This is a genomic window from Methylacidimicrobium tartarophylax, assembly GCF_902143375.2.
In the GTDB taxonomy this organism is placed as follows: Bacteria; Verrucomicrobiota; Verrucomicrobiia; order Methylacidiphilales; family Methylacidiphilaceae; genus Methylacidimicrobium; species Methylacidimicrobium tartarophylax.
In genome coordinates this window covers 1-24,802 of sequence record NZ_CABFVA020000086.1, presented here as the reverse complement: position 1 = coordinate 24,802, position 24,802 = coordinate 1, and the positions used below count along the sequence as shown (strand labels likewise).

Sequence of the window (24,802 nt, the reverse complement as noted above, 5' to 3'; positions counted from 1 at the left end):
GAACCCCATCAGCGACAGGATCCTCAACCCGTTCGCCAGAGTGGAGAGCGTACGGGAAACAATCCCGGTGCCGGCTTGCCTGTCTCACAAAGTTTGGATCCGCGTCGACGTGCCTACTTTCGACCGTTGATTCGAGCTGCTGAGCCGGTAGACGCGAAAACCCAGGTCTCCTTTGTATGTTTCCTGACGGGCCCGAAGGGCTCGGGCCGCCCGGCGTATCCTTTCGGAGGTCATATCGGCAATCGTGGTCAACGTCATCCGCTCGTCATGCACGGGGCGGGAGAGCGGGTAAGGCAGCTGAACGCAGATAAACCTTCGGTTGCCGCCGTCCTGCACGTTCGCCTCTAACACCGCCTGGGCCGTCGTTCCGGAACCGGCAAAAAAATCGAGAACGATCTCCTCCCGATCGGGGCTCGTCGCCAGGTGGATCATCCGCCGAAGAAGCCGGACCGGCTTCGGGTTTTCAAAAATGCCGCCAAGGCCCAACGCCTTTAGCTCATTGTTGGCCTCATGGCTATGCCCGACCTCCTGATAGGGCCAGAGCGTGACCGGGGTGACGCCCTGTTTTACCTCACTCAGGAAGGACTTTCTCTGGGGGGTTTGTCCCCCTTTCTCCCCAAACCAGATCTCATTCCCTTCCTCCATTTGCTGCATGGTCGCGTCATTGAACCGGCGGAACGTCCCTTTGGGCGGAGCCCAGACGATCCCGTTCCGGAACGTAAACGACTTTGTGTTGGTGCCGCTTTTCGCATGGAGTGGCGTGGCTTTCCATGGACCTTTCGGATGGTGGTCCGGGTTGGTATAGCTTTTCAGCTGCTTCTGATTGCGCTCTTGCCGGTTCAGCCTTAGCCGCTCCTTGTTTTTCGCATAGGCCAGAATGTGGTCGTGGTTCGCCGAGAACCAGGTTGCATCGTTGGAGCGCGTGTACTTCTTCTCCCAGACAATGTGGGCAATAAAATGCTCTTCCCCGAAAAGCTCGTCGCAAACCTGGCGCAGATTGGCTAACTCGCGATCACCGATGGAGATAAAGATCACGCCCTCTTCGCAGAGTAGCTCCCGGGCGAGCTTCAGCCTCGGGTAGATCATATTCAGCCAATTGGTATGAAATCGGCCGCTTGCTTCGGTGTTGCTGCGGATCTTCTCCCCGCCTTGTCCCTTTCGGGTCCAATCCGGATCATTTTTGATGCTCTCCTGAAAACGGTCCGGGTAGACGAAATCCTTGCCGGTGTTGTACGGCGGGTCGATATAGATGAGCTTGACCCTGCCTCCGTAGCTCTTCTGTAGCAGCTTGAGGACTTCGAGGTTGTCGCCCTCAATCATCCGGTGGCGACTGGTGGCCCAATCGACGCTTTTTTCCGGGCAAGGGCGCAACGTGCCGGTGCTGGGGGTGAGCGCCAGTTGCCATGCGCGGCGCTTGCCGTACCAGTTCAGGCCATACTTCTCATCGGCATCGGTCACCGTTCTGTCGCCCACCAAGGCTTTGAGCCGATCCACATTAACGGCTGGACCGTTCTTGCCTTCGGTAATCAGCTCGGGAAACAGGGCCATGAGCTGTTGGATCTTGCCGGCCACGAAGTCTGCGGACCGGGCCTCCGGACTGGTGGCATCCCGTTTTTCAATCTTTGGGGGCGCCGTTATGTTTGTCTTCTGCAAAGTGGCTTGTGCGCGCAGGCCGACATTTAGCCCCCCTCCGCTCGCCGGCAGGTGCGCAGTTCTTCCCTGTGAGCAGCTACCTTGGCCCGCGTCTCCGTTCCGGGGAATCGGCCCCTCCCCATGGCTGCTTGCCAGGCGGTCAGACAATCCATCCAGGCCCATTTTCGCTGCGCCTCGGGTACGAAGTTGGTGAGAAATGGCGATTAGAATAGTCCCCGATGGGACAACCTCACTCCCACTCGATTGTCGCGGGCGGCTTGGAGGAGATGTCGTAGACGACCCGGTTGATTCCGCGAACCTCCTGGATGATCCGGTTGGAGATCCGGGAAAGGACCTCACCGGGCAGCCGCGCCCAGTCGGCGGTCATCCCATCGACGCTCTGCACGGCCCGGACCGCGGCGGTCAATTCGTAGGTTCGGGCATCGCCCATGACCCCCACGCTCCGGGCAGGGAGAAGAACGGCGAAGGCTTGCCAGACCTCCTCGTAGAGGCCCGCCCGGCGGATCTCCTCGACCACGATCGCGTCGGCTGCGCGAAGCAGCGCGAGATGGTGGGGATTGATCGGAGCCAGGCAGCGGACGGCCAAGCCCGGGCCGGGGAAGGGGTGGCGGAAGAGGATCTCCCGGGGAAGCTCCAGAAGCTCGCCCAGTGCCCGGACTTCGTCCTTGAACAGAAGGCGGAGCGGCTCGATCAGGTGCATCTTCATCCGCTTCGGCAGCCCGCCCACATTGTGATGGCTCTTGATCACCGCGGGCCGGCCGTGGCCCGCCGCGGCGCTTTCGATGCAGTCGGGATAGAGGGTCCCCTGCGCCAGGAACCGGACCGGTCCCAGCTTCCGGGCAGCCTCCTCGAATACATGGATGAACTCCCGTCCGATGATCTTCCGCTTCCGCTCCGGATCGGCCACCCCCCGCAGCTTCGCCAGGAAGCGCGCCGACGCATCCACGACGTGGAGCGCAAAGCCCATCTGCTCGCCGAAGAGATGGCGCACGGTCTCCACTTCTCCCTGGCGGAGGAGGCCGTTGTCGACGAAGAGGCAGTGGAGCTGGTCGCCGATGGCCCGATGGAGCAGGGCCGCGGCGACGCTCGAATCGACTCCTCCGCTCAATCCCAGGATCACCTGCTCGCCTCCGACCTTTGCCCGGATTTCGGCGCAGCTCCGGTCGAGAAAAGAGGAGAGCTTCCAGCTTGCCGGAGCGTGGCAGATCCGGAAGAGAAAGTTGGCGAAGATCTCCTTCCCCAGGTCGGTATGGGTCACTTCCGGATGGAACTGGAGGCCGTAGAGCCGGCGATCCGGGTCGGCGATCGCGGCATGGGGCTCTTCTTGGGTCCGCGCGAGAACGACGAAGCCCTTGGGCGGCTGTAATACCCGGTCGCCGTGGCTATTCCAGACCGTCGAATGGCTGGGAAGCTCGGCGGAGAGCGGGGAAGAGGCACGCCACTCGAGCGCCGCCCGCCCGTATTCGCCGGATTTCGCCCGCTCGACCTCCCCGCCCAGAAGCCGGGTCATGACTTGGAGTCCATAGCAGATCCCAAGCACCGGAAGTCCAAGGGTGAAGAGCGCCGGATCGGGCACGGGCGCCCCTTCTTGGGCGACGCTCGACGGTCCTCCGGAGAGGACGAGACCCTTTACCCCCGGCCGGGCCAGAGCGCGAGCGGGGGTCTCGGGAGAGACGATCTCCGAGAAGACCCCGAGCTCCCGGATCCGGCGGGCGATGAGCTGGGTGTACTGCGAGCCGAAGTCGAGGATGACGATCCGGCTTTCGGCCTCGCCCTCGTCCGCCCGCGTCGCGGACCCTTCTACTTCGGGGGTCTTCGCCAAAGCGGTGGGAGGAGGCGACATCGGCTTAGCGGGTGCCCATCCCGACCGACTGCACCATCTGAAAAAGCTTGCCTTCGGATTGAATGCTTGGCGCGATGATTACCTCGGTTTCTTGAAATTCCCGGATCGTGGCCGCCCCTGCGTTCCCCATCGAGGTCATGAGGGCGCCGACGAGGTTTTGTGAGCCGTCATCCACCGTCGCCGGCCCGAAGAGAATCTGTCGCAAGGGGCCGCTGATCCCCATCTGAATCCGCGTGCCTCGGGGAAGATTCGCATGGGGTGTGGCCATGCCCCAGTGGCTTCCTCGACCCGGGGACTCTTCGGCCCGGGCGAACGCCGAGCCGATCATGGCGGCATCCCCCCCGCAGGCGATGGCCTTGCAGAGATCTCCTCCCCGGCGCATCCCGCCGTCGGTGATGATCGGGACGTAGCGCCCCGTCTTCTTGTAATAGGCGTCTCGCGCGGCAGCCGAGTCGACCGTAGCCGTGACCTGGGGTACCCCGAGTCCAAGCACCCCGCGCGAGGTGCAAGCCGCCCCCGGCCCCACCCCGATCAGGACTCCGCTGACCCCGCACTCCATCAGGTCGAGGACGACGTCATAGGTGACCGCATTGCCGATGATGACCGGCGCCCGCATCTGGCGGCAGAAGGCGGAGAGGTCGAGGGAAGGGTACTGGCGGGAGATATGCTTGGCCGTGCTGACCGTCGACTGGATCAGGAAGAGATCGACCCCTACCTCCTGGGCGATGGCGCCGAAGGCGAGGGCCTTTTGCGGAATCGCCGAGACGGCTGCGGGCACCCCCTGCGCCTTGATCTCCTCGATTCGCTTGGCGATCAGGTTCTCCTGGATCGGTGCCGAGTAGATCTTTTGCAGAAGCTCGGTCACTTTTCCCTGGTCCGCCGAGATGATTTCCTGGATCACCGCGCGGGGATCCTCGTAGCGCGTCTGCACCCCTTCAAGGTTGAGGATGCCGAGGCCCCCCAATCGGGCCATCTCGACGCAAAAGGGGACGTCGGTCACCCCGTCCATGGCGCTGGCCAGGATGGGAATTTTGAGCCGGAGCGGCTCTCCCGAGGGATGAGGGATCGTAAAGCTCGTATCCACCTCATCGGGATTGATGGTGATTCTCCCCGGGACGAGTGAAATCTCGTCAAATCCGTAACAGACCCGCGCCTTACGATTCTTTCCAATCCACATTCCCATGATCAGATTGCCCCTTTCTCTTCTTTGGCGATCACTCGCTGTTCCGCCGAGCACGACGGACATCGAAACTCCTGGCGATTCGGCGGAATCGTGACCCTCTCCCCGCAGAACCGGCAAACGACCCCCTTTCGGGCCGAACGCCGCCAAGCGCCCCTTCTTGCGGCAAAAGAAAACCATACCCAAAGAAGGACCGCAAGAGGAACGGCGACGTAGAGGAGAAACGCCTCCGGCATCGTGATCCGCATCATGGCGCCTCCTGCTCTCGAAAATGCCAAAAGACCTTGACTCGCCCCCAGGTTACGAGTGAGCCGGGATCAGGCGAAAAGCGAAGCCGCTGGATCTCCCGGAGCGCGGACTCGTCCACTCGTCTCTCCCCGCAGCTCTCTTGGAGGAGGACAGCGCAGGGGACTCCCCGCGCATCGACGGCAAGGCGGACGATGGTCGGCCCCGTCTCCGAAAGCAGCCGGACCGAGGCCATCGGCGGCTTCCATGGAGTGGGCAGACGACGGGAAAGCGCCTCATCGAACTCGGCGACGCTTTCGGGAGGGACGGGGGCCTGCAGGCCTGCCGTCGCGGGCGGGGGGATGGGTGGAAGGGGCAACCAGAGAGCATTTCGGGGGTCCACGGGTCGAACAGGGAAGAGTTCGGGGTCATGCGAACCCGGGACGGGTTGGTCCATCTTTTCCCGCTCGGCCGGGAGGGGCTGCAACGCCACCGGTCGTGGAGCATCCAAAAGGGTGCTGCGGGGACGGATGAGACGGCTCGGGTCCGCGAGCTCGATCCAGAGGCCGATGTGGCGAGCGAAGGCGGAATTCGAATCGGCTGCCGAGAAGAGATAGACATGGCTGGTCGGGAGGGGTTCCAGAAGCGGCGGGACGTAGGTGACGTCACAGTAGATCAGCACCAAGAGGTGGACGGCGGCGGCCGCCGCACAGGTCAGCACGAGCCGCAGGCGGAGATCCCCTCCGGAGGACCGCCCCAGCTCCCCACGGCTCACGGCCCCCCCCGGCGTTCCCCTTCGGGCTGCGTGGCCAGCAGAACCGACCATTTTTGCGCGAGGGCAGCGTTCATGATCTCCACCAAGAGCCCGGCGGGAGCCTCCTTGTCTGCCCGGATCACCAGCGTCTGCGGCGGTCGGCCTCGGCCCGCGTCCTCGAGCAGCTTGCGGAAGCCGGGGAGATCAAAGATCTCGTCATTGCAAAAGATTAAAGGCTTTCGGCCGCCTCCCCCCTTGGTTTCCGGGGTCAAGGTCACCGAAACGATCCAGCCTCCGGCGGGGAGCCGAACCCCAAGGGAGCTCTTCGGGAGCTCGACCACGAGCCCCGGCTGGGTGACGAAAGAGGAGCCGAGAAGGAAGAAAAGCAGAAGCAGGAAAACGACCGTGACCAGGGGGACCAGGTCAGTCGTCCCGCGCAGCAGGGCCAAGCGAGGCTGCAATCTCGTTGGGGAAGGAAGCGGCACGGTTCGATCTTTTGCCGTCGGCGAGCGCGTGCAGAACCTCGATGGCTACGCGTTCGATGTCCTGCGCGATCGCCGTAACGCGGATTAAAAGATAATTATAAGCGATCGAGGTGGGAATGGCTACCGCGATTCCCGCGGCGGCGCTCACTAGGGCCACCCAGATGCCCGAGGCCAGGTCGCTCACCGAGACCGAGCCCGAGGCCCGGTTCATGGCGAGAAACGCCTCGATCATGCCGGTAATGGTTCCCAAAAGGCCGAGAAGAGGGGCGACATAGCTGATCGTCGCTAAAATGGGGAGGTGGGCTTCGAGCGGGGGCAGAGCGAGCTGGGACGCCTCCCGTGTCATCTCCCGCAGTTCGGCCGGCGGATAATCCCGCCGCAGGATTGCCTGCCGCGCGATCTCGGCCGCCCGGGCGGGCGTTTCCTGGCAGCGAAGGAGGGCTTCCTCGTATCTTCCCTTCCGCAGTAAGTTCCCAAGACCGGTCAGGAAGGAGTCCACATTGCACTCCGCTTTTCGGTAGAAGAGCATCCGCTCCAGGAAGACCCCGGCGGCGAGGACGCTGCAGAGAAGGATCGGCCACATGACGAGCCCGCCGCGGTGGATGATCTCAAAAAGGCTGATCGCTTCCGGGACCACGCGGGGATTCGCCTGGCCTGCCGCCAAAAGAAAAAGAGTATAGACCGACATCACCAGATAAAGGATTTGGCTTGGGCGACGATCCGGCTACCGTTGACCAGTGTGAAGCGCCACGCGTAGATCCGCCCATGTTGCGTGTAGTCGTCTCCGACCACTTGGAAGATCGACCGGACGTTTCCGTGCGCGTGCCGGGAGAAATCGACTTGCGACCAGACGGCCTCGCGCGTCTTCGTCTGCCGATACTCGAACCGGGCCAAGAAATCCCGCGGCTTCCCTCGGTTCTTCCAGCTGATCACGTAGATGTCGCCCTGCCGCATGGCCGTCTCCTCAGGGGTGATCGCTCCCCAGTTCCAGTACAGCTTCTCGTACATCAGGCTCTGGATGTTGCCCGTCTTGGACTTCTTAACCGGAACATTCAGGAGATTCCAAACCTTGGTCACCTTGACCCGACGATCGAGGGCGAGATACTCGCCTCCGGGCTGCAGTTCGTAGGCCCGCCGCACCTCCCCGGCCAACCCACTCGCCGGCAGCCCGAGCAGCCCGAGCAGCCCGACCCAGAGAAAAAGAGAGAACTTCCGCACGCTCCGTTCTTCTACACTACCGGGTTCGACCTGGAAAGACTAGGATCGGCTCCGTCTCCCCGTCCCTGATTTCTTCCGGACGCGCGCCTTGCTTCCTCGGCCCCTTCCACCACGATGCAAAACTCTCCTCTCGGCTCGCGGCCCTGGAACTCCGCCAGCAGCGCTTCCGTACTCCCGCGGAGAACCTCCTCGAACTTCTTGGTCAGCTCCCGGGCCAGGCAGATCCTCCGGCTCCCCAGGACCGGAGCCGCCTCTTCCAGCGACCGTCGCAGCCGGTGGGGCGATTCGAAATAGACCGAGGTGCAGGCGCGCGCCCCGGCGGCCGCCCACTCTCTGGTCCGCGCTCCCCCTTTTACCGGAAGAAAGCCTCCGAAATAGAAGGGGGTCGTCGAAAATCCGGAAGCCAACAGGGCCGCCAAGACCGAGGAGGGCCCCGGAATCACTTCCACCCGGATCCCCTCCTCGACACACCGCCGCAAAAGCCTCTCCCCGGGGTCCGAAATCCCCGGCATCCCTGCATCGCTCACCAGCGCCACCCTCTTCCCCTCGCGCAGCGATGCAAGAAGCCCCGAAAGCCGCTGGGCTTCATTGAACCGGTGGCAGCTCACCAAGGGCTTGTGGATTCCGTAGTGAGCCAGGAGCTGGCCCGTCCGCCGCGTATCCTCGGCCGCGACCAGATCCGCGTCCCGCAGGATGCGCAAGGCCCGCAGAGTGATATCTTCCAAGTTTCCGATCGGGGTTGCCACGACCCAGAGCCGGGGACCCTCACAGACCGGAGTCGCCTCGGTCTGGTCGCTTTCGCGGCCTTCCTCCCGGGGAGGCTCCTCGTCCTCTTTCCCTACCCTCTTTTCGTGCTGCCGCTTCATCGATGGCGTGAGAGATACGATAAGGCAAGGGGGCTCTGGCGCCAAGCGAGCCCCGCCTCGACAGGCGGGCGTCTGTTCGCTACGCTGAGCCGCAGAACGGGCTCGTGGCGAAACGGTAGACGCGCTAGACTTAGGATCTAGTCTCGCGAGAGGTCTGGGTTCAAATCCCAGCGAGCCCACCGGCGGACGCTCCGCGAGATGGCTTCGCCCGTCAAGGGCGGAACAGAGACTCTGGAAGCAAATAGAGCGTGATCGCAAAGAGTCTTGTGGGCCGGAGGGGTGAGGAGGCTATACTTCGCTACCCTGTCTACGCCAAGCGCTTCTTCCGGACGGTCGGTTGCCTCGCGCGCTCAGGCGAGCAATCTGGTAGGGGTCTCCTCTGCATTTTTGGCGAGCCCGGACTTCAACGAGCGGCCGCTTCGTCTTTCCATCCACGGGGTTCGCGAGATGAACCCGGGGTTCTTCCGAAAGTTGGGTGGGGCGCGGAATGCCGGCGAGGCGGCGCGGATCTTCGAGGAGTATATGGAGGTCCTCTTCGGCCTCGACGAAGAGCAGCGGATGCGTCCCGGCCCCGATGGGCGGCGGCGCTACCGGGCGAGCTACCGGCGGCTCCTGGAAGGATGGGCCTTCGACTCGAATGGCCCGGAAGGTGCTGTGCTCAAGGGGTGGGTAGAAAGCCGCTTCGGGCTCTTTCCGACTTATCATAAGCGCCCGATCGAGCGGTTTTCCTCGCCCACATGGGTCACCTACGTGGAGGAAAAGATGGCGAGCCGCTTTCACAACAATGCGATCCAGATGCAGCTCGATCTTCTTTACGAGTTCGCCCAGTGGTCGCTCGATCGGGCTTCGGGACGGGGGAAGCGCCACCGGACCCTCTACCGCGGGGTGGAGGGATTCGAGGAGAACCAGATTCTGGAGCGCCGCGGTAAGGGGAGCGCCCTGGTGCTCCTCAATAACCTTGTCTCCTTCACGACCGAGCGGGAAGTGGCCGAGCAGTTCGGAAGCTGGATTCTCACGGCGCGGATCCCTTTGGCGAAGATCCTCTTTTTTCGCGAGCTCCTTCCCCACCATGTCCTCCAGAGCGAGGCGGAGCACCTCGTCATCGGCGGAGCCTTTGAGGTCGAGATCGGTCGTCCATGACGGCGGTTTCGCGCGAAGAGCGCAGGGCCCGGGCGCTGGGAGCCTACCTCGGGTTCGCGGTCGGGGATGCGCTCGGGGCCACGGTCGAGTTTCTTTCGGCGGAGGAGATCGCGGAGCGCTACGGGGTCCACCGGCGGATGATCGGAGGCGGGTGGCTCGGGCTTAAGCCGGGGCAGGTCACCGACGACACCGAGATGTGCCTGGCCGTGGGGCGGGCGATCCTGGCGCTCGGAAGGTTCGATCCTTGCGCGATGGCGGAGGAGCTGGTTCGCTGGTATCGTAGCCGGCCGGTCGATGTGGGAGCCACCTGCCTGCAGGGAATCCGCCGCTATTTGACCGACGGGTCGCTCGAGGCGCTTCCCAGCCGCTGGCATGGGGGCAACGGGGCCTGCCTGCGGAATCTCCCCGTGATCCTGGCGACCCTGGGAGACGAGGAAGCCTTTGGTCGCTGGACGATCGGCCAGTGTCACTTCACCCACAATCACCGGTTTTCGGATGCCGGAACGCTCGCACTCAGGGAGATGGTCCGGAGCCTGCTGGGAGACGAGGGAATCTCGGGGGCGCGGGCCGCGGCCGATCGGCTGATCGCCCGGCACCCGGTCTTCGCCTTCGACCCCCATCCCGCAAGCTCTTCGGGCTACGTGGTCGATACGATTCAGACAGTCTTCTTCACCTTCTTCGGCAACGACTCCTTTGCCTCCTGCCTGATCGCGACGGTTAACCGCGGTGGCGATGCGGATTCGACGGGGGCGCTCGCAGGCATGCTCGCCGGAGCGAGATACACGGCCGAGAAGATCCCGCAGGGATGGCTCCGGAAGCTTCCGACCAAGGTCGTGAAGGAGATCGAAATCCAGGTCGACGGCCTGCTCGCTCTCGCCGATGCCCGGAGGAGATAGGGGGCGAGCGCCCGGCGGCGCTCCCGCTCATCCCTCTGCAAGAGCTTGGAGGTCTGCGTTGGCACTGCCTCCGGATGGTGCTAGGCTAACGGCGAGGCAAGCGAGAAGCTCTCGAGGAAACTTGCGCTTCGCCTTGCATCCAGGCGCATTCGCCGTGCCTCGGATTCGGACTTTGTGAGACAGGCAGGCTACCGTTGGTTCTTTCTCGCCCTCTCTTGGCTCCCAAGCCTCTGGGAGAGTTGTGAAAAGGGGGAGCCAAGAAGTGGGGGCGGAGCGCCGGGAGAGGGTCATTTACCGAGTTTTGATACGGCATCGGTGCATTTTGAGTCCTCGCGTCCGAGAAAAGGCCTTATAGAGGGAACGATGGCGGATACGATTTACGTGGTAGGGACTCTGCTCTTCTTTGCGTTGGCGATGGCCTACGGGGAGTGGTGCGGACGGATCTAAGGGGGAAAATGCTCGCTCTTCTCGGAATCGTCTGCGTGGGGCTCCTGGTCTATCTCTTTGCGGCCATGATTTGGCCCGAGAAGTTCTAAGCGGCTTCGAAAATGACAACCTCTTTTTGGCTGACTCTCGGGCTGTTTTTCGCGGTGCTCGCACTCGTAAGCTGGGCTTTGGCCCTCTATCTGCGAGCGGTGCTCGATCCGAACGGGAAGACTTGGCTCGACCCTGTCTTCGGGCCGCTCGAGCGCTGGACCTACCGGCTCTGCGGGATCGATTCCCGGAAGGAAGAAGACTGGAAGGGTTACTTCGCTTCTCTCCTGGTCTTCAACGTCGTCGGTCTCCTGTTGACCTATCTCATTCTGCGGATCCAGCAGTGGCTTCCGCTCAATCCCAAGGGCTTCGGCCCGGTTTCGCCCGACTTGGCCTTCAACACGGCGGTGAGCTTCACGACCAACACGAACTGGCAGAACTACCCGGGGGAGTCGACCGTCTCCTCCTTCTCGCAGATGGCAGGGCTCGCCGTGCACAACTTCACCTCGGCGGCCACCGGGATCGCGATCGCCTCCGCCTTCGTCCGGGCGCTGGCACGGGCGGGTGTGAAGACCATCGGCAACTTCTGGGTCGACTTGGTGCGGACCACCTATTATCTGCTCCTGCCCCTCTCCTTTGGGTTGGCGGTCGTTCTCCTCTCCCAAGGGGTACCTCAGAATTTCTCCCCGTATGCCCGGGCGCAACTCGTGGAGCCGGTCGTAATCACGGGTGCCGACGGGAAGGAACGCCGCATGGAAACGCAGGAGATCGTCCAGGGGCCGATCGCCTCCCAGGAGGCGATCAAGCAGTTGGGCACCAACGGAGGGGGATACACGAACGCCAACTCGGCCCACCCGTTCGAGAATTCCACCCCGCTTTCCAACCTGCTGGAAATTCTGGCCGTGCTCTGCATCCCCGGTGCCCTGGCCCTCTATCTGGGGCGGGTGGTGGGTCGGCAGGCCCATGGCTGGGCCGTCTGGGGAGTGATGGCGCTTCTCTTGTTCGGGGGCATCTTGGTCTGCTGGCATGCGGAGGCCGGAGGCAACCCGCTCCTGGTGGAGCAGGGGCTCTCCTCGGTAGAGGGCAACCGGGAGGGGAAGGAGGCGCGGTTTGGGACGCTCGATTCGGCGCTTTTCGCGGTTGCGACGACTGCCACCTCTTGCGGCGCGGTCAACTCCCTGCATGACTCCTACATGCCCTTGGGCGGTCTGGTTCCGCTCTTCAACATGGAACTGGGTGAGGTGGCTTTCGGAGGAGTCGGATCGGGACTCTACGGCATGCTTCTCTTCGTGGTGCTGGGGGTCTTCCTCTTTGGGCTCATGATCGGTCGGACCCCGGAATACCTGGGAAAGAAGATCGGGGCGAGCGAGGTCAAGATGGCCGCCTTGAGCATCCTCGTGCTGAACCTCTCGATCCTCGGGATGAGCGCCTGGGCGATCGCGAGCCCCTGGGGTTTGGCGGGAATCGCCAATCCGGGCCCACACGGGCTGAGCGAGATCCTTTATGCGTTCAGCTCCACCACCGCAAACAACGGGAGCTCCTTTGCAGGTCTATCCGGCAACACCCCTTGGTACAACACGACCCTCGGGATCGCCATGCTGGCCGGGCGCTACCTCATGATCGCGCCGGTCCTGGGGTTGGCAGGGCTCTTGGCGGCACAGAAGACGGCGGCGGCCACCCAGGCGGCCTTCCCGGTTTCCGGCATCCTGTTTGTCGTTCTCCTGCTCGCAACGGTCTTTATTGTGGGCGCGCTCAACTTCTTTCCGGTGCTCGCCTTGGGGCCGATTCTCGAGCATTTCCTGCTCCAGGCGGGCCAGACGTTTTAGAGGAGAAGCCATGAAGCCCAAGCAGTTTTCTTTTTCCGATCCACAACTCCTGGCCTTTTCCCTGCGGGGAGCCATTACGAAGGCGAACCCCTTCGTTCTCTGGCGCAACCCGGTCATCTTCGTCACCGAGATCGGTGCGCTGGTCAGCACGCTCGAAATCTTCCTTTCCAACGAGCCCAAGGTCTTCACGGTGCAGATTTCCGTCTGGCTCTGGTTCACGGTCTTGTTTTCGACCTTCGCGGAAGCGATCGCCGAGAGCCGGGGGAAGGCGCAGGCGGATAGCCTTCGCCAAGCCCGGACGATCACGATGGCCCGTCGGCTTCGCGAGGGGAGGGAAGAGACGGTCTCGGCGACCGAGTTACGGAAGGGAGACCTGGTGGTCTGCGTCGCCGGGGATCTGATCCCCGCTGACGGCGAAGTGACGCAAGGGGCGGCGACGGTGGACGAATCGGCGGTGACGGGGGAGTCGGCGCCGGTGGTCCGGGAGAGCGGCGGGGACCGGAGTGCAGTGACCGGCGGGACCAAGGTGATCAGCGACCGGATCGTGATCCAGATCACGAGCGATCCCGGCCAGACCTTCCTCGACCGGATGATTCAACTGGTCGAAGGGGCCAAGCGGCAAAAGACCCCCAATGAGATCGCCTTGGGGATTCTCTTGGCGGCCCTGACCTTCATCTTCCTCTTGGTCATCCTGACTCTGGTTCCGTTCTTGCACTATCTCGATGCTCCGGTATCGATCGCGACCCTGGCAGCCCTGGTCGTCTGCTTGATCCCGACGACGATCGGAGGGCTCTTGAGTGCGATCGGCATCGCGGGGATCGACCGACTGGTCCAGCACAATGTGATGGCAACCAGCGGGCGGGCGGTGGAGGCGGCGGGCGACATCGACGTGCTCCTCCTGGACAAGACCGGCACCATCACCCTCGGGAACCGGATGGCGACCGAGTTCGTCCCGGGGGCGGGGGTCGATCTGCTCCGGCTGGTGGACGCGGCGCAGCTCGCTTCCCTGGCCGACGAGACACCCGAAGGGCGCTCCATCGTGGTCCTTGCCAAGCAGCAGTGTGGGCTGCGGGGCCGGGAGGTGTTGGAGAACCAAGCGCGGTTTCTTCCCTTCTCGGCGCAGACGCGGATGAGCGGAGTCGACTTCCCCGAAAGCGACGGAAGCCCGGCGCGCTCGATCCGCAAGGGGTCGGGGGATGCGATCGAATCGTTCTTGCGAAAGCAGGGAGGGAGCCTTCCCGATTCGGTTCGGCAGGCGGTCGATCGAATCGCCCGCGATGGAGGGACTCCGCTGGTCGTCGCGGACGGGAAGGAGGCGCTCGGAGTCATTCACCTCAAGGACGTGGTGAAAGGAGGGATCAAGCAACGGTTCGCGCGGCTTCGCCAGATGGGGATTCGAACGATCATGATCACGGGCGATAACCCGCAGACGGCCGCGGCGATCGCGATGGAGGCCGGGGTGGATGATTACCTGGCGCAGGCGACGCCGGAGGCGAAGCTCACCCGGATTCGGCGGGAGCAGGAAGGCGGGCACCTGGTGGCGATGACGGGGGACGGCACGAACGACGCACCGGCCCTGGCCCAGGCGGATGTCGGCGTGGCCATGAACACCGGCACGCAAGCGGCCCGGGAGGCGGGAAACATGGTCGATCTCGACAGCAATCCCACCAAGCTCATCGAGGTCGTGGAGATCGGTAAGCAGCTCCTGGTGACCCGGGGAGCGCTGACTACGTTCAGCGTCGCCAACGACGTCGCCAAGTACTTTGCGATCCTTCCGGCGATGCTGATGGGCACCTTTCCCGTGATTGCCCCGCTCAACATCATGAAGCTGCGAAGCCCGGAGAGCGCGATCATCAGCGCGGTAATTTTTAATGCGCTCATCCTCGTGGCCTTGATTCCGCTCGCGCTGCGAGGCATCCGGCTGCGCGGCCTGACGGCGCAGGCGCTGCTGGTGCGAAACGCCCTGATTTACGGGCTGGGCGGCCTGGTGGCTCCCTTCGTGGGGATCAAAGCCCTCGACCTGCTCTTGAGTCTTTTCCCGTGGAAGTGAGGTTTCCCATGAAAGAGTTCTGGTCGCGTCTTCGGGTGGCACTTCTGCTGACGGCTCTGCTTGTCGTGGTTCTGGGCGGGCTCTATCCGCTGGCGGTCTACTGGACCGGCCGGCTCCTCTTTCCCTTCCAGGCAAACGGGAGCCTCGTGCGGGCGCCGGACGGAACCCTCCTAGGCTCGGCCCTGCTGGGGCAAAACTTCCGGGGGCCCCAATACTTCCATCCCCGCCCTTCGGCGGCGGGGGAAGCGGGCTACGATGCTACGGCTTCCGGCGGCCGGAATCTGGGGCCGACTTCAAAGAAGCTGGTGGACGCGGTCGCCCGGAGTGCTGCCGATTACCGGAAGGAAAATCTTCTCTCCCCGGACCAGAAGATTCCCGCGGATGCGGTCACCGCCTCCGCCAGCGGCCTCGACCCGCACATCAGCCTCGCCAACGCGCTTCTCCAGCTCCCCCGCGTCGCCCGGGAGCGGAAGATGCGGCCGGAGGAGCTTCGGGAGATCCTCGCCCGCTACACCAGCAAGCCCTGGCTCGGGCTGTTGGGCGAACCCGTCGTGAACGTCGCGATGGTCGACTGGGCGCTCGACGGAAAGCTCGGGGGCCGCTAGAGCGGTCCCTTCCTTGCTTACGACACCTGCGCGAAAGCGGGGTTGCCAGCGGAAGGCTTTTCCCCTAGGGTCCTTGGACTCACCGTCATGCGCCTTCCCTTTTCCCCTTACTGGTCTCTCCTCGTCCTTCTCTTCCTTGCCGGGTTATTGCAGGCCGCGATGCCCCTCCGAGCCGCGTCACCGGATGCAAAGACGGCCCCGCTCATCCCCCTCCGGGTCCTTTTCGAGGAGCCGAAACGTGCCTCTCCGCGAATCTCCCCCGACGGCAGGAGGCTTGCCTACCTGGCGCCCCACCAAGGAGTCTTGAACGTCTGGGTCCGCTCCCTGGGGAAGAAGAACGACCATCCGGTTACGGAGGAAAAGGGACGGGGAATCCGCTCCTTTTTCTGGTCGCCCGATAGCCGCTCGGTCTTCTATCTCCAAGATCAGGGAGGAAATGAGAACAACCATCTCTTTCGGGTCGACCTCGATCGCGGCAAGAGGACTGATCTGACCCCGTTCAAGGACGTCAAGGTTCATCTTCAGGCGGACGATCCGGCTCACGCCCGATCTCTGCTCCTCGACATGAACCAGCGAGATGCCAAGATCTTCGATGTCTACGACCTCTCTCTTTCCGACAACCGGCTCAGCCTGCGAGCGGAAAATCCCGGGAATGTGCTCGAATGGGAAGAGGATCATCAGTATGCGATTCGCGCCCGGCTGGCCATGCTGCCGGGGGCCCGGCAGGAGGTGAGCGCTCGGAGCTCGATCGACGCCCCGTGGAAGGTGGTGGCCTCCTGGGGACCTGATGAATCGGGGGGGGCGGTGGGCTTTTCTCCGGATGACCGTTCCCTCTGGATCCTTTCCTCCGTCGGGGCGAACGCCGAGCGGCTTCTGGAAATCGATCTGGAGAGCGGGAAGCAGACGACTCTGGCGGAGGATCCCCATTACGATGTTGCGGCCATCCTGACGCATCCAAAAACCTATCGCCTTGAGGCGGTCGCCTTCGAGCGGGAGAAGCTCGAGTGGCGCTTTTTCGAGCCTCAGGTCCGCGAGGCCTTCGATTATCTTCAGAGTCAGCATCCCGGAGAGGTGACGATCGCCAGCCGCGATTTCTCCGATAGGACTTGGGCCGTGGCTTTCTCCTCCGACATCGATCCGGCGAGCTTCTATCTCTTTCGGCCGCAGGAGAAAAAACTCGAGTTCCTCTTCGCCTCCCGGCCCGAGCTTGCCTCCTACCGGCTCGCTCCCATGGAGCCGATCTCCTTTCCGGCGCGGGACGGCCTGCTCCTCCACGGCTATCTGACTCTGCCGCTCGGAGCGACCGGCAAGGTGCCCTTCGTCCTTCTGGTCCACGGTGGGCCGTGGGCGCGCGACAGTTGGGGCTTCAGCCCGCTGGTCCAGCTTCTGGCCAACCGGGGCTACGGTGTTTTACAGGTCAATTTTCGAGGCTCGACGGGCTACGGGAAGGAGTTCGTCAACGCAGGGGACCGGGAGTGGGGCGGAAAGATGCAAACCGACCTGATCGACGCAAAGCAGTGGGCGGTCGCGCACGGTTACGCCGATCCCGACCGGTTTGCCGTCATGGGGATGAGCTACGGCGGCTATGCGACGCTGGCAGCCCTGGCCTTCGTTCCCGGGGAGTTCACCTGCGGCGTCGAAGCGATGGGCCCGTCCAACCTGCTCACCCTGAGCCACTCGATTCCCCCCTATTGGGAGCCGATGCGGGCCCTCTTTGAGAAGCGCCTCGGGAGCCCGGAAAAGGACGAAGCGTTCCTGCATGAGCGCTCCCCGCTCTTTGCCGCAGGCCGCATTCGGGTGCCTCTTCTGATCGCCCAGGGAGCCAACGATGTCCGGGTCAAGCAGGCGGAGAGCGATCAGATCGTCGAAGCGATGCGCAAGCAAGGGCTTCCGGTCGAGTATCTCCTCTTCCCGGACGAGGGTCACGGCTTCGTCCGCCCGGAGGATCGCCTCCAGTTCTTCCGGGCGACCGAGAAGTTCCTGGCCCAGCATCTCGGTGGACGGGCCGAGAAAGGGGCAGAGCCCAAACAGGCGAGCCGCTGAAGAGGCTAGCCGCCATTGCTCACAAATTTCGTAGCCGAGGCGCCGCAAATGGGCTTGGGGGCGAGGCGCGGCGCCGGTTTTCCACCGAAGCTGTATGAAGACATACTGCGAGGATGGAAAACCAAGCCCAACGAAGCAGACGAGCCCATTCTGCAAGCCGCAGGAGATAGCTTGTGAGAAATGGCGGCTCAATCAGTACCACCACTGCCAGGAGACGGTGGACATCCAGCCCATGCCGTACTGGATCCCGTTCCAGGACTGATAGCAGGGCACCACGATCTGGGCGGTGAGAAAGTTCCCATCAAGGGCGCTCGCGGGCGATGTCGCCATCTTTTTGAAGCCGTCGGCGGCGAAGCCGGGCATCCTCATGTTGACCCCCAAGCCGACTCCGGCCCACTCTCCTCCTGTCCAGGAGGCGACGATATCGGGCATGGCGACGAAGGGAGCGCTTCGGAGGGAAAGCTGGTTGACCGGGTTCGCTCCATGGATCCCACCTTGGTAGGAGCCCAAGCCGCTGAAGTTGAGGGAGATCGCGTCGGTGAAGTTGTAGGAGATCCATCCGTTGCCCAGGAACGAGTTGCCCCAGCCATACCCCTGGGAGTTGCGCCCGACGGGGATCGTGGCGTAGCCTTGGACCCCCCAGCCCCAGTGGCGGTCCTCGCTCTGGCCCAGGTAGGTGGCCGCCGTGATGAAGGCGGGTACTCCTAGGCCGAGCTGCATGTCGTAGGGATAGACATGGTGTCCGTCCATGTCGGGCATCGTCTCGTCGATCGACCCCGTCGGAACCGAGAATCCGTAGTTCATCTGCAGCCGGTTCCGGTGAAAGTCCAACACTTTCCAGATCGCCTGGAAGTTGATGTCCCCCAGACCGATCGCCTGCATCGACATCTCCGATCCCGGCGGCATCCTCTGGAGAGGGAGGCCGTTCTTTCCCTTCATGGGGCCCATCCCCATTCCGTGATGAACGTACCCCCCCATGGGCAGCCCGACCATGGTCATCTGCTTGTCCCAGATGGGGAACATCGCCATGAGGGTCAGGTTGTCGGTGATCCCCATCATGAGCATCGGCATGTACTGCTCCATGAACATGTTGGTATTTCCCATCGCCACCGGCTTCCCCGCGTATCGGACCGAGTCTAGGCCGTTGAGGTTCATGGCGTTGGAACCCTGGCAATAGTTCGGCCCCATGTTCATGTACATCCACCAGAACCCGACCATCGGCTGGTACTTCCGGTGCATGTGCCCGGTTCCCATGAGCGTGGCGGGGGTGTCGCTGGACGCAACCTGGTCACTCCAGATTTCCGGAGAATCGAGGCTCCACCTTGAGTTATCCCAAGGAGCGAGCACACTGGGAGCCTTGCCTTCGACGACCGTCTCCTCGGCGGTCGAACTGGGGAGGTTTTGGGAGAGCAGCGGCTTGCGCAAAGATTGCCCGTGCCCCGACTCGGCGGACGGTTCCTCGCCGGCGGCGACCTCCGGAGCGAATCCGGGGGCGGAAACCGCGTCGGCTCGGTTCCCCGGCAGGGAAAAAAGACCCGGCAGCAACGAAAGGAGAAGGATGGGGCGGAAAGTAGAACTCCTTCGGCGAATGAAACTCCGGATGTCAACGGCACCTCTTCCCGTGCTTGTCATGATGGTTGTCCAGTTTGTGCTGGGAGCGTAGCGGCGGGCGGGTAAGATCGGCTACCGACCGGCGCACCCGGTGCTGACACCTGTGCCGGAAAAACACCCTGGGGATGAAATCGGGGTTTCCCCAGGGCAGGGTGGGGGATGGCAGCCTTCCGGCTCTTCGCTATGACGACTTGCTCTCTCGTCGCGCGGAAGAGCGATCAGCCTGCGAAGAGCCTCGCAAGAGCCTTCATCGGCCGGAAGAGCTTCATCGGTTGATCGGGCAGCGGCAGGAGGCTCTCGCGTAAATAGAACCGACGGGCCGCTTCATCTTTGGCGTCCACATAACGGCAAACGACGCGGTCTCGCTACGAACCGCGCGATGCAATGCTCCCGCGAGGGGGGAAGGCGACTTTGCCATGACGCTTCTCCTCACGGGATTGTGCGGCCATTGCCGCGCGGCCAAGCGCCCATGGCGTGATCGGGGCCAGGCGGTTCGTGGTCGATCAGGCAAAGACCGGCGGCCGCGCCAAGAGGCTCATCTCTTTCGCTTGCGTTCGCCGCCTGCCGGCCTCTCACGAACCATGCCGGCTAGAATTTCCAGATTGCGGTTCCCTCGATCCAGAAAGGCCATCCCGCGACGATGTTTTCTTCGTCGAAGGTCCGCGTCCCGCTGGAGCCGACCCCGAAAGGCAACCAGTAATTCTGGTTGCCGAGGTTGTAGATGTACAGCCGGAGCTCCCACTTCGGTTGCGTGTAGAAAACCTGCAGGTTCATCAAAAATTGCGATGGGATATAGGTATCGTAGAAATAGTCCAAATATTGGCGGCTCATGGCGATCCCTTGCAAGGTCACGCCGATCCCGGCATCCGAAGTATAGGTGATGGTGCCGCTGGCGTACTGGTCGGGGAATCCGATCATGTTGTAGATCCCGGAAGGGAAAACGGAGCTCGTGTTGAGCGCCAGCCCCTCTTGCAAGGCGATCGCCGTTGAGTAGTTCTGTGCCATCGACGGGCCGTGAGGAAGAGAGCTCCAGTTTTCGATGCCGTGCATATAGATGTAACCGAGGCGTGCCCACCAGTTGCGATTCGGCTGGTAGGCGATGTTGACCTCGTAGCCGTTGATCTGCGCGAGGGTGGCGGGAAGGCTGATGTTGTTGAGCGCCTGGTTTTGGCTGAAGCCGGCGGCGGTCACAAAGAGTTTGTCATCGAGGAGGTTGAACTTGAGCCCGCCTTCGATCAACTGGTTGAGGAGGCGAAAGGAAGCGGCGTCGAACGTCGGAGCCGCCCCTCCGAACGCGGCGGCATTCGTCACATAGGACCAGTTGTAGGTGAAATAGGTCGTCATCCAGGGAAAGGGCTTGTAGACCGGGCTGATTTCCAGCAGCGGGTTGAGGGAGCTTTGCTGTAGGCTGGCGGAGGTCAGGTTGGGGATCTGGGGCATTCCGGCCGGACCGGCCGGCGTGGAATAGTCCCAGAAGTAGCCGGTGGCTCGGACGCCGAAATAGAGGCTCAGCTTTTCGGTGATATCGAGGTTGTTTTGAAAGAAGGGGGCAACGGCCCAGTAGTCGCCGAACGTGGTCCCGCCTGCGCCGTTGAGGGGTTCGTAGTAGTATCCTGCGGGAGCGCCGGGGATCTGCCACTCGCCTCCGCCGGATGCATGCGGATTATTGATGTAGCTGCGAAACTGTTTGGTGGAAGGAAGATAGAAGAGGGCGGGATTGGTCAGTCCGGGAGCCGCAGGGTTTGCGATGCTCCAGGAGTTGCTGTAATTCATCACGTTCTGGGAGAGATAGTCGTTGTTATATTGGTAGTGCCATTCCAGGCCGGTATCGATCACGTTATGGAGGCGGAGGCTGCCGAAGGCGGTTTCCAGGAGATCCTGCTCGCGCCGGCTTCTCCGGTGCTCGGACTGTTCCGCGAGTGGATCGTAGCTCCAGCGGACTTCGGTGCGGTTGTCGATTTCGTAATCCCCCGGAACATACTCGGAGTAGTAAACCTGAGGCTCCACGAACTGGGCGCTGGAGTACCAGAACATCGTGTTGTTGACGATCGCGAGGTCCTCGCTGACGGTCAGGCTCTGAACGAGCTGGGCGAGGCCGGTCGTTCCCTGTCCGCCGCCATAGGGGGACCAGAGAGTGGCGCGGCGATTGATCGGGACCACGGAACCCGCATACGTGGAGAACGCGGGATTGGTGGGCGAGCCGGTGATCGGGCCGCCTTGCGCGACGGACCCGGGGAAGCCGGGCACGACCCCGGTGTTATATAGGCCGTTGCGAATCAGGGCGTTGGTCGGCCGGTTCATCATGTCAACGAATTGCGGATAGAAGTCGTAGCTACCGTAGTCTCCATAGAAATCGATCTTGTAGTTCTCGTAAGGCTTGGCGCCCACGGCGACGTAAAAATTTTCCTGCCGGTTATACATGTACTGGTAGTAGCTGCCTTGGTCCTGCCCCATGTAGGAGAAGCGCCACGCGACCTTATCGTTGACCGGCCCGCCGGCATCGGCGCCCCAGAGGTACTGGTCATACATCCCGGTCGTGTCCCAGACGCGGCCGCGAAACTGATCGAAGTAGGGTTGCTTCGTAATGTAGTTGACGCTTCCGGTCGATGCCTGGGTCGCTCCAAAGACCGCATTCGCCGGTCCTTCTTGGATGTCCATCGATTCGACCATGTTCCAGCTCCAGGGGACCATCGCCTGGGCGTTGTTCTGCAGGGTGACTTCAATGCCATTGATGTAGGGGAGGGCCTGGCGTCCGCGGATCGTGATGGAGTCGTTCATTCCTCCGTTAATTTGCGTATAGGCAGTGGGCAAAATGGAGGAGAGGGAGATGGGATCGATATAGCCCTGATAGAGCGTTCCGGCGGCCTTGAGCAGGGTCTGGTTGACCGGAGTGATCTGGCGGGGCGTATCCATGACGTCGGTGGGAACGCCGTAGGTGGAGATGACGGGGGCGGCGGTAGGCAGAATCGGAGCGTTGGGCTCGCCTGAGCTGAGCTCCGGGGAGGTCCATTCGGAGGTAGCGGTGACATCGACCTCCGGCAAGGTCACCGTCTGGGAGGATGGCTTCGAGGCGGTTCCCGGGGAGAGATTGGCAGGCTTGCTTTTTTGCGTGGGAGAGGGAAGCGGATCAACTTCCGTCGGGGTCGAGAGGTCGGCATCGCTAGAAGCGAATGCTCCCGTTCCACCGAGCAGAAGCCACGAAAGAAGGCCAAACCGCGCAAGAAGGGAGGACCATTCCCATCGAGTCCTGCGCGACAATGACATTACGTAACTCATAAATTACGTATGGAAGCAAAAACAATGCCGTTCTCACGAGGAATCGAGAAAGTTCAGACCGAATTCTTTTCGCCCGTTCGGAGCGCGTCTTCGAGGGCGTGCCAGGAGAGCATGGCGCAGCCGACCCGCTGCGGGAAGCGTCGCACCCCTGCGAGGACGGCGAGGTCTCCCGGCAACTCGTCTTGGGGAGCGGAAGTGCCGGTGAGCAGACGCTGGATCTTCTCAAAGAGCGCTTCGGCTTCTTGGGCGGTCTTCCCTTGAACGGCCAGGGTCAGGAGGGAGGCGGAGGCCGTCGAGATGGCGCAGCCCGACCCACTGAACCGGACGACTTCGATTCTTCCCGCGGGGGAGAGACGGAGAAAGAGCTGGATCGCATCTCCGCAGCTCACATTCTTGGCTGCCGCCGACCGGTTGCACTCTTCGAGTGCGCCGAAGTTTCGGGGATGGCGGGCGTGATCGAGGATGGCCTCCCGGTAGAGTTCGTCGAGTTCCATTGGTATTGAGGGGGCCTCCGGCTTATCCCGCGAAATAGCGCCGAGTCTTTTCGACGGCTTCGATCAGGCGGTCGACCTCTTCCCGGAGGTTGTAGAGGTAGAAGCTCGCGCGGGCCGTGGCGGCAAGCCCGAACTTCCGAAGAAGCGGCTGGTTGCAGTGGTCTCCCGCGCGTAGCGCCAAGCCTTCCTGATCGAGAAAGGCGACCAGGTCGTGCGCGTGAACCTTGTCGAGCACGAAGCTGACGATCCCTGCCCGATGGTTGCGGGGTCCAAGAATTCGGATGCCGGGGATCGAGGCGAGGCCGGAGGCCGCGTAGGAGGCCAGGGAAGCCGTATGCTTCTCGACCGCGTCGAGCCCGACGGTCTGTAGGTAGTCAATGGCAGCCCGGAGGCCGATCGCCCCGCCGATGTTGGGCGTACCCGCCTCAAAGCGGTGGGGAGGACTCTTCCAGCTACTCTGATCGAGCCGGACCTCGGCGATCATCTCCCCGCCGGTCTGATAGGGGGGAAGGAGGTCCAAGAGCTCCTGGCGTCCATAGAGAACGCCGATGCCGGTTGGCGCGCACATCTTATGGCCGGAAAAGGCGAGGAAGTCACAACCGATCTCCCGAACGCTTAGATGCTGATGGCCTGCGCTCTGGGCGGCGTCGACCAGGGACAAAAGGCCGAGCGAGCGGGCGCGTGCGCAGATCTCTGCGGCGGGATTCACCTTGCCCAGGGAGTTGGAGACATGGGTAAAGGCGAGCAGCCGAATCCGGTGTTTCTTGGCTATTTCCTCGACCCGGTTCCAGTCGATGGTCCCCTGCTCGTCGTCAACGGGAAGGAAATGGAGGCGGATCCCTAAGCTGCGGAGCATCTGCCAGGGGACCAGGTTGGCATGGTGCTCCATCTCGGTGAGGAGCACCCCGTCTCCGTGCTGGAGAAGGGAGCGCCCGGCCGAAGAGGCGAGCAGGTTGATCGCCTCGGTCGTCCCCCGGGTGAAGATGATCTCTTCGGGCGAGGCGGCCTCGAGAAAGTCGGCAACCCGCCGCCGAGAGGATTCAAAGGCCTCGGTCGCCCGGACACTCAGGTCGTAGAGGCCCCGGTGGACATTGGCGTAATCCTTCTCATAAAAGCTTCGGACGGCGTCGAGCACGGCTCTGGGCTTCTGGGTCGTGGCCGCGTTGTCCAGGTAGGCGAGGGGATGGCCGTGAGCCGCCTGGGAAAGGGCCGGAAAGTCGGAGCGAAGCTCTTCGGGCGGGCGCATGACGTGGCAAGATACGGCGAAGCACTTTCCCGCACAAGGGGAAGGAAGTAGCGTCTTCCTCGGGCGCGCTTCCCCTTCGTGGAAGCGGCGACGAATGAACCGGCTCCGGCTCCATGGGATCGGAGGGAGGCCTCCGGATCGGCCCTCGGATCGGATGTCCCCTGGAAGGCGCACGCAACAGATGCTATTACAACTATTGACGTCGTGGGAACCGCCCGGATACATTTTTGCATGGCTACTATTCTTGAATCAATCCTGGATGCAAATCGGCGATATGCGCAAGGCTTTGGGGACAAGCGTAATTTGGCGATGCCGCCGTCACGTCGTTTCGCCATCCTGACGTGCATGGACGCGCGGTTGGACCCCGCAAAGTTTGCGGGCTTGGACGAGGGGGACGCCCATGTGGTCCGTAATGCGGGAGGGAGGGCGAGCGAAGACGCGATCCGTTCGCTTGTGATCTCCTACAAGCTTCTGGGAACCCGGGAATGGTTCGTCATCCACCATAGCGATTGCGGCATGGAGACCTTTTCCGACGAGATCATGCGTGGCTTGCTGGCGAAGAGCCTCGATCACGCCGTTCTGGAAAGTGACGGATGGCACGATCGAGGATCCGGCTCGGGCACGTCGGAGGCCCAGTATATCGACTGGCTGACGATTCGAAACCAGGAGGAGAGCATTGCAGAGGACGTCCGGCGTCTCCGGCGGCATCCGCTGGTCCCCTCTTGGATTCCTATCCACGGCTTCCTCTATGACGTCCGCTCCGGCGCCTTGCGCCCGGTAGCGGTGGCGGATTCGGTCGGCACGGCGAAATAGCACTCGCGGCGTCGGTCCCTCGGCCGCGCCTGCTCTAACCGGCATGTCTCACAAGCGATCTCCTACGGCTTGCGGAATAGACCTGTCTGCTTCGTTGGGCCTTG

At 62.8% G+C, this 24,802-nt stretch carries 22 protein-coding genes, 1 tRNA gene and 1 pseudogene; 10 read left to right on the top strand and 14 right to left on the bottom strand.

The genetic code is table 11. From position 1 onward, the window contains the following. Nucleotides 1–84: 84 nt before the first annotated feature. The 9 genes from MAMT_RS08015 to rsmI all read right to left on the bottom strand — a co-directional run bounded on the left by MAMT_RS08015 (nt 85) and on the right by rsmI (nt 8,224). Nucleotides 85–1,572 carry a site-specific DNA-methyltransferase gene (locus MAMT_RS08015; protein WP_246186594.1) on the bottom strand — a complete coding sequence of 496 codons (1,488 nt, stop codon included), beginning with the start codon at nt 1,570–1,572 and terminating at the stop codon, nt 85–87. A gap of 310 nt (nt 1,573–1,882) precedes the next feature. Further along, nucleotides 1,883–3,496, bottom strand: a complete 1,614-nt coding sequence (gene guaA / locus MAMT_RS08010; protein ID WP_246186593.1) for a glutamine-hydrolyzing GMP synthase — start codon at nt 3,494–3,496, stop codon at nt 1,883–1,885. 4 nt (nt 3,497–3,500) lie between these two features. Then, a complete protein-coding gene (locus tag MAMT_RS08005) occupies nt 3,501–4,679 on the bottom strand; it encodes a GuaB3 family IMP dehydrogenase-related protein (RefSeq protein WP_142660457.1) in 1,179 nt (392 codons plus the stop codon). Between the two features lie 2 nt (nt 4,680–4,681). Then, a complete protein-coding gene (locus MAMT_RS08000) occupies nt 4,682–4,927 on the bottom strand; it encodes a hypothetical protein (protein ID WP_142660456.1) in 246 nt (81 codons plus the stop codon). Further along, nucleotides 4,924–5,676, bottom strand: coding sequence for an energy transducer TonB (locus MAMT_RS07995; protein WP_142660455.1), 753 nt, complete (start codon nt 5,674–5,676; stop codon nt 4,924–4,926). Before MAMT_RS07995 ends, MAMT_RS08000 begins: the two co-directional genes overlap by 4 nt. Further along, nucleotides 5,673–6,116: an ExbD/TolR family protein gene (locus MAMT_RS07990; RefSeq protein ID WP_178087020.1), complete on the bottom strand. Its 444-nt coding sequence runs from the start codon at nt 6,114–6,116 to the stop codon at nt 5,673–5,675. Before MAMT_RS07990 ends, MAMT_RS07995 begins: the two co-directional genes overlap by 4 nt. Continuing rightward, entirely contained in the window at nt 6,079–6,828 is a 750-nt protein-coding gene (locus MAMT_RS07985) for a MotA/TolQ/ExbB proton channel family protein (RefSeq protein WP_142660453.1), read from the bottom strand. The genes MAMT_RS07990 and MAMT_RS07985 overlap by 38 nt, the downstream gene beginning before the upstream one ends. Further along, nucleotides 6,828–7,358 carry a hypothetical protein gene (locus MAMT_RS07980; protein ID WP_142660452.1) on the bottom strand — a complete coding sequence of 177 codons (531 nt, stop codon included), beginning with the start codon at nt 7,356–7,358 and terminating at the stop codon, nt 6,828–6,830. Before MAMT_RS07980 ends, MAMT_RS07985 begins: the two co-directional genes overlap by 1 nt. An 11-nt stretch (nt 7,359–7,369) precedes the next feature. Continuing rightward, complete coding sequence (gene rsmI / locus MAMT_RS07975; protein WP_142660451.1) at nt 7,370–8,224, bottom strand: 16S rRNA (cytidine(1402)-2'-O)-methyltransferase; 855 nt, start codon at nt 8,222–8,224, stop codon at nt 7,370–7,372. A gap of 98 nt (nt 8,225–8,322) precedes the next feature. Here rsmI and MAMT_RS07970 point away from each other — a divergent pair. The 8 genes from MAMT_RS07970 to MAMT_RS07935 all read left to right on the top strand — a co-directional run bounded on the left by MAMT_RS07970 (nt 8,323) and on the right by MAMT_RS07935 (nt 17,258). Beyond that, a tRNA-Leu gene (locus tag MAMT_RS07970) sits at nt 8,323–8,403 on the top strand. Nucleotides 8,404–8,503: 100 nt separating this feature from the next. Further along, complete coding sequence (locus MAMT_RS07965) at nt 8,504–9,364, top strand: NAD(+)--dinitrogen-reductase ADP-D-ribosyltransferase (protein WP_246186592.1); 861 nt, start codon at nt 8,504–8,506, stop codon at nt 9,362–9,364. After that, complete coding sequence (gene draG / locus MAMT_RS07960; protein WP_142660450.1) at nt 9,361–10,260, top strand: ADP-ribosyl-[dinitrogen reductase] hydrolase; 900 nt, start codon at nt 9,361–9,363, stop codon at nt 10,258–10,260. Before MAMT_RS07965 ends, draG begins: the two co-directional genes overlap by 4 nt. A gap of 431 nt (nt 10,261–10,691) precedes the next feature. Then, nucleotides 10,692–10,796 (top strand): K(+)-transporting ATPase subunit F, encoded by a 105-nt coding sequence (gene kdpF / locus MAMT_RS07955; RefSeq protein ID WP_218579738.1) that lies wholly within the window; start codon nt 10,692–10,694, stop codon nt 10,794–10,796. Nucleotides 10,797–10,808: 12 nt separating this feature from the next. Further along, on the top strand, nt 10,809–12,560 hold the full coding sequence (gene kdpA, locus MAMT_RS07950) for a potassium-transporting ATPase subunit KdpA (protein ID WP_142660449.1): 1,752 nt from the start codon (nt 10,809–10,811) through the stop codon (nt 12,558–12,560). A gap of 10 nt (nt 12,561–12,570) precedes the next feature. Beyond that, the gene (gene kdpB / locus MAMT_RS07945; protein ID WP_142660448.1) at nt 12,571–14,610 is read left to right on the top strand and encodes a potassium-transporting ATPase subunit KdpB; all 2,040 of its coding nucleotides are present in this window, start codon (nt 12,571–12,573) and stop codon (nt 14,608–14,610) included. Nucleotides 14,611–14,618: 8 nt separating this feature from the next. Beyond that, nucleotides 14,619–15,215, top strand: a complete 597-nt coding sequence (gene kdpC / locus MAMT_RS07940; protein ID WP_142660447.1) for a K(+)-transporting ATPase subunit C — start codon at nt 14,619–14,621, stop codon at nt 15,213–15,215. A 159-nt stretch (nt 15,216–15,374) separates the two neighbouring features. After that, entirely contained in the window at nt 15,375–17,258 is a 1,884-nt protein-coding gene (locus MAMT_RS07935) for an alpha/beta hydrolase family protein (protein ID WP_246186591.1), read from the top strand. Nucleotides 17,259–17,450: 192 nt separating this feature from the next. On the opposite strand, the gene MAMT_RS07925 is transcribed toward MAMT_RS07935, so the two are convergent. Continuing rightward, a complete protein-coding gene (locus MAMT_RS07925) occupies nt 17,451–18,890 on the bottom strand; it encodes a hypothetical protein (protein ID WP_246186590.1) in 1,440 nt (479 codons plus the stop codon). Between the two features lie 104 nt (nt 18,891–18,994). Between MAMT_RS07925 and MAMT_RS11410 the strand changes: the two genes are divergently transcribed. After that, nucleotides 18,995–19,174, top strand: coding sequence for a hypothetical protein (locus tag MAMT_RS11410; protein WP_178087019.1), 180 nt, complete (start codon nt 18,995–18,997; stop codon nt 19,172–19,174). Here MAMT_RS11410 and MAMT_RS11690 read toward each other — a convergent pair. The 4 genes and pseudogenes from MAMT_RS11690 to MAMT_RS07905 all read right to left on the bottom strand — a co-directional run. Beyond that, a pseudogene (locus MAMT_RS11690) lies at nt 19,088–19,266 on the bottom strand (GNAT family N-acetyltransferase); the annotation flags it as partial. The gene MAMT_RS11410 and the pseudogene MAMT_RS11690 sit on opposite strands and share 87 nt — an antisense overlap. Before the next feature lie 191 nt (nt 19,267–19,457). Continuing rightward, nucleotides 19,458–22,145: a TonB-dependent receptor gene (locus MAMT_RS07915; RefSeq protein WP_246186589.1), complete on the bottom strand. Its 2,688-nt coding sequence runs from the start codon at nt 22,143–22,145 to the stop codon at nt 19,458–19,460. Nucleotides 22,146–22,198: 53 nt separating this feature from the next. Further along, complete coding sequence (gene sufU / locus MAMT_RS07910; protein WP_142660444.1) at nt 22,199–22,639, bottom strand: Fe-S cluster assembly sulfur transfer protein SufU; 441 nt, start codon at nt 22,637–22,639, stop codon at nt 22,199–22,201. A 22-nt stretch (nt 22,640–22,661) separates the two neighbouring features. Beyond that, complete coding sequence (locus MAMT_RS07905; protein WP_142660443.1) at nt 22,662–23,885, bottom strand: SufS family cysteine desulfurase; 1,224 nt, start codon at nt 23,883–23,885, stop codon at nt 22,662–22,664. Nucleotides 23,886–24,116: 231 nt separating this feature from the next. Between MAMT_RS07905 and MAMT_RS07900 the strand changes: the two genes are divergently transcribed. Further along, a complete protein-coding gene (locus tag MAMT_RS07900; RefSeq protein WP_142660442.1) occupies nt 24,117–24,698 on the top strand; it encodes a beta-class carbonic anhydrase in 582 nt (193 codons plus the stop codon). Nucleotides 24,699–24,802 lie beyond the last annotated feature (104 nt).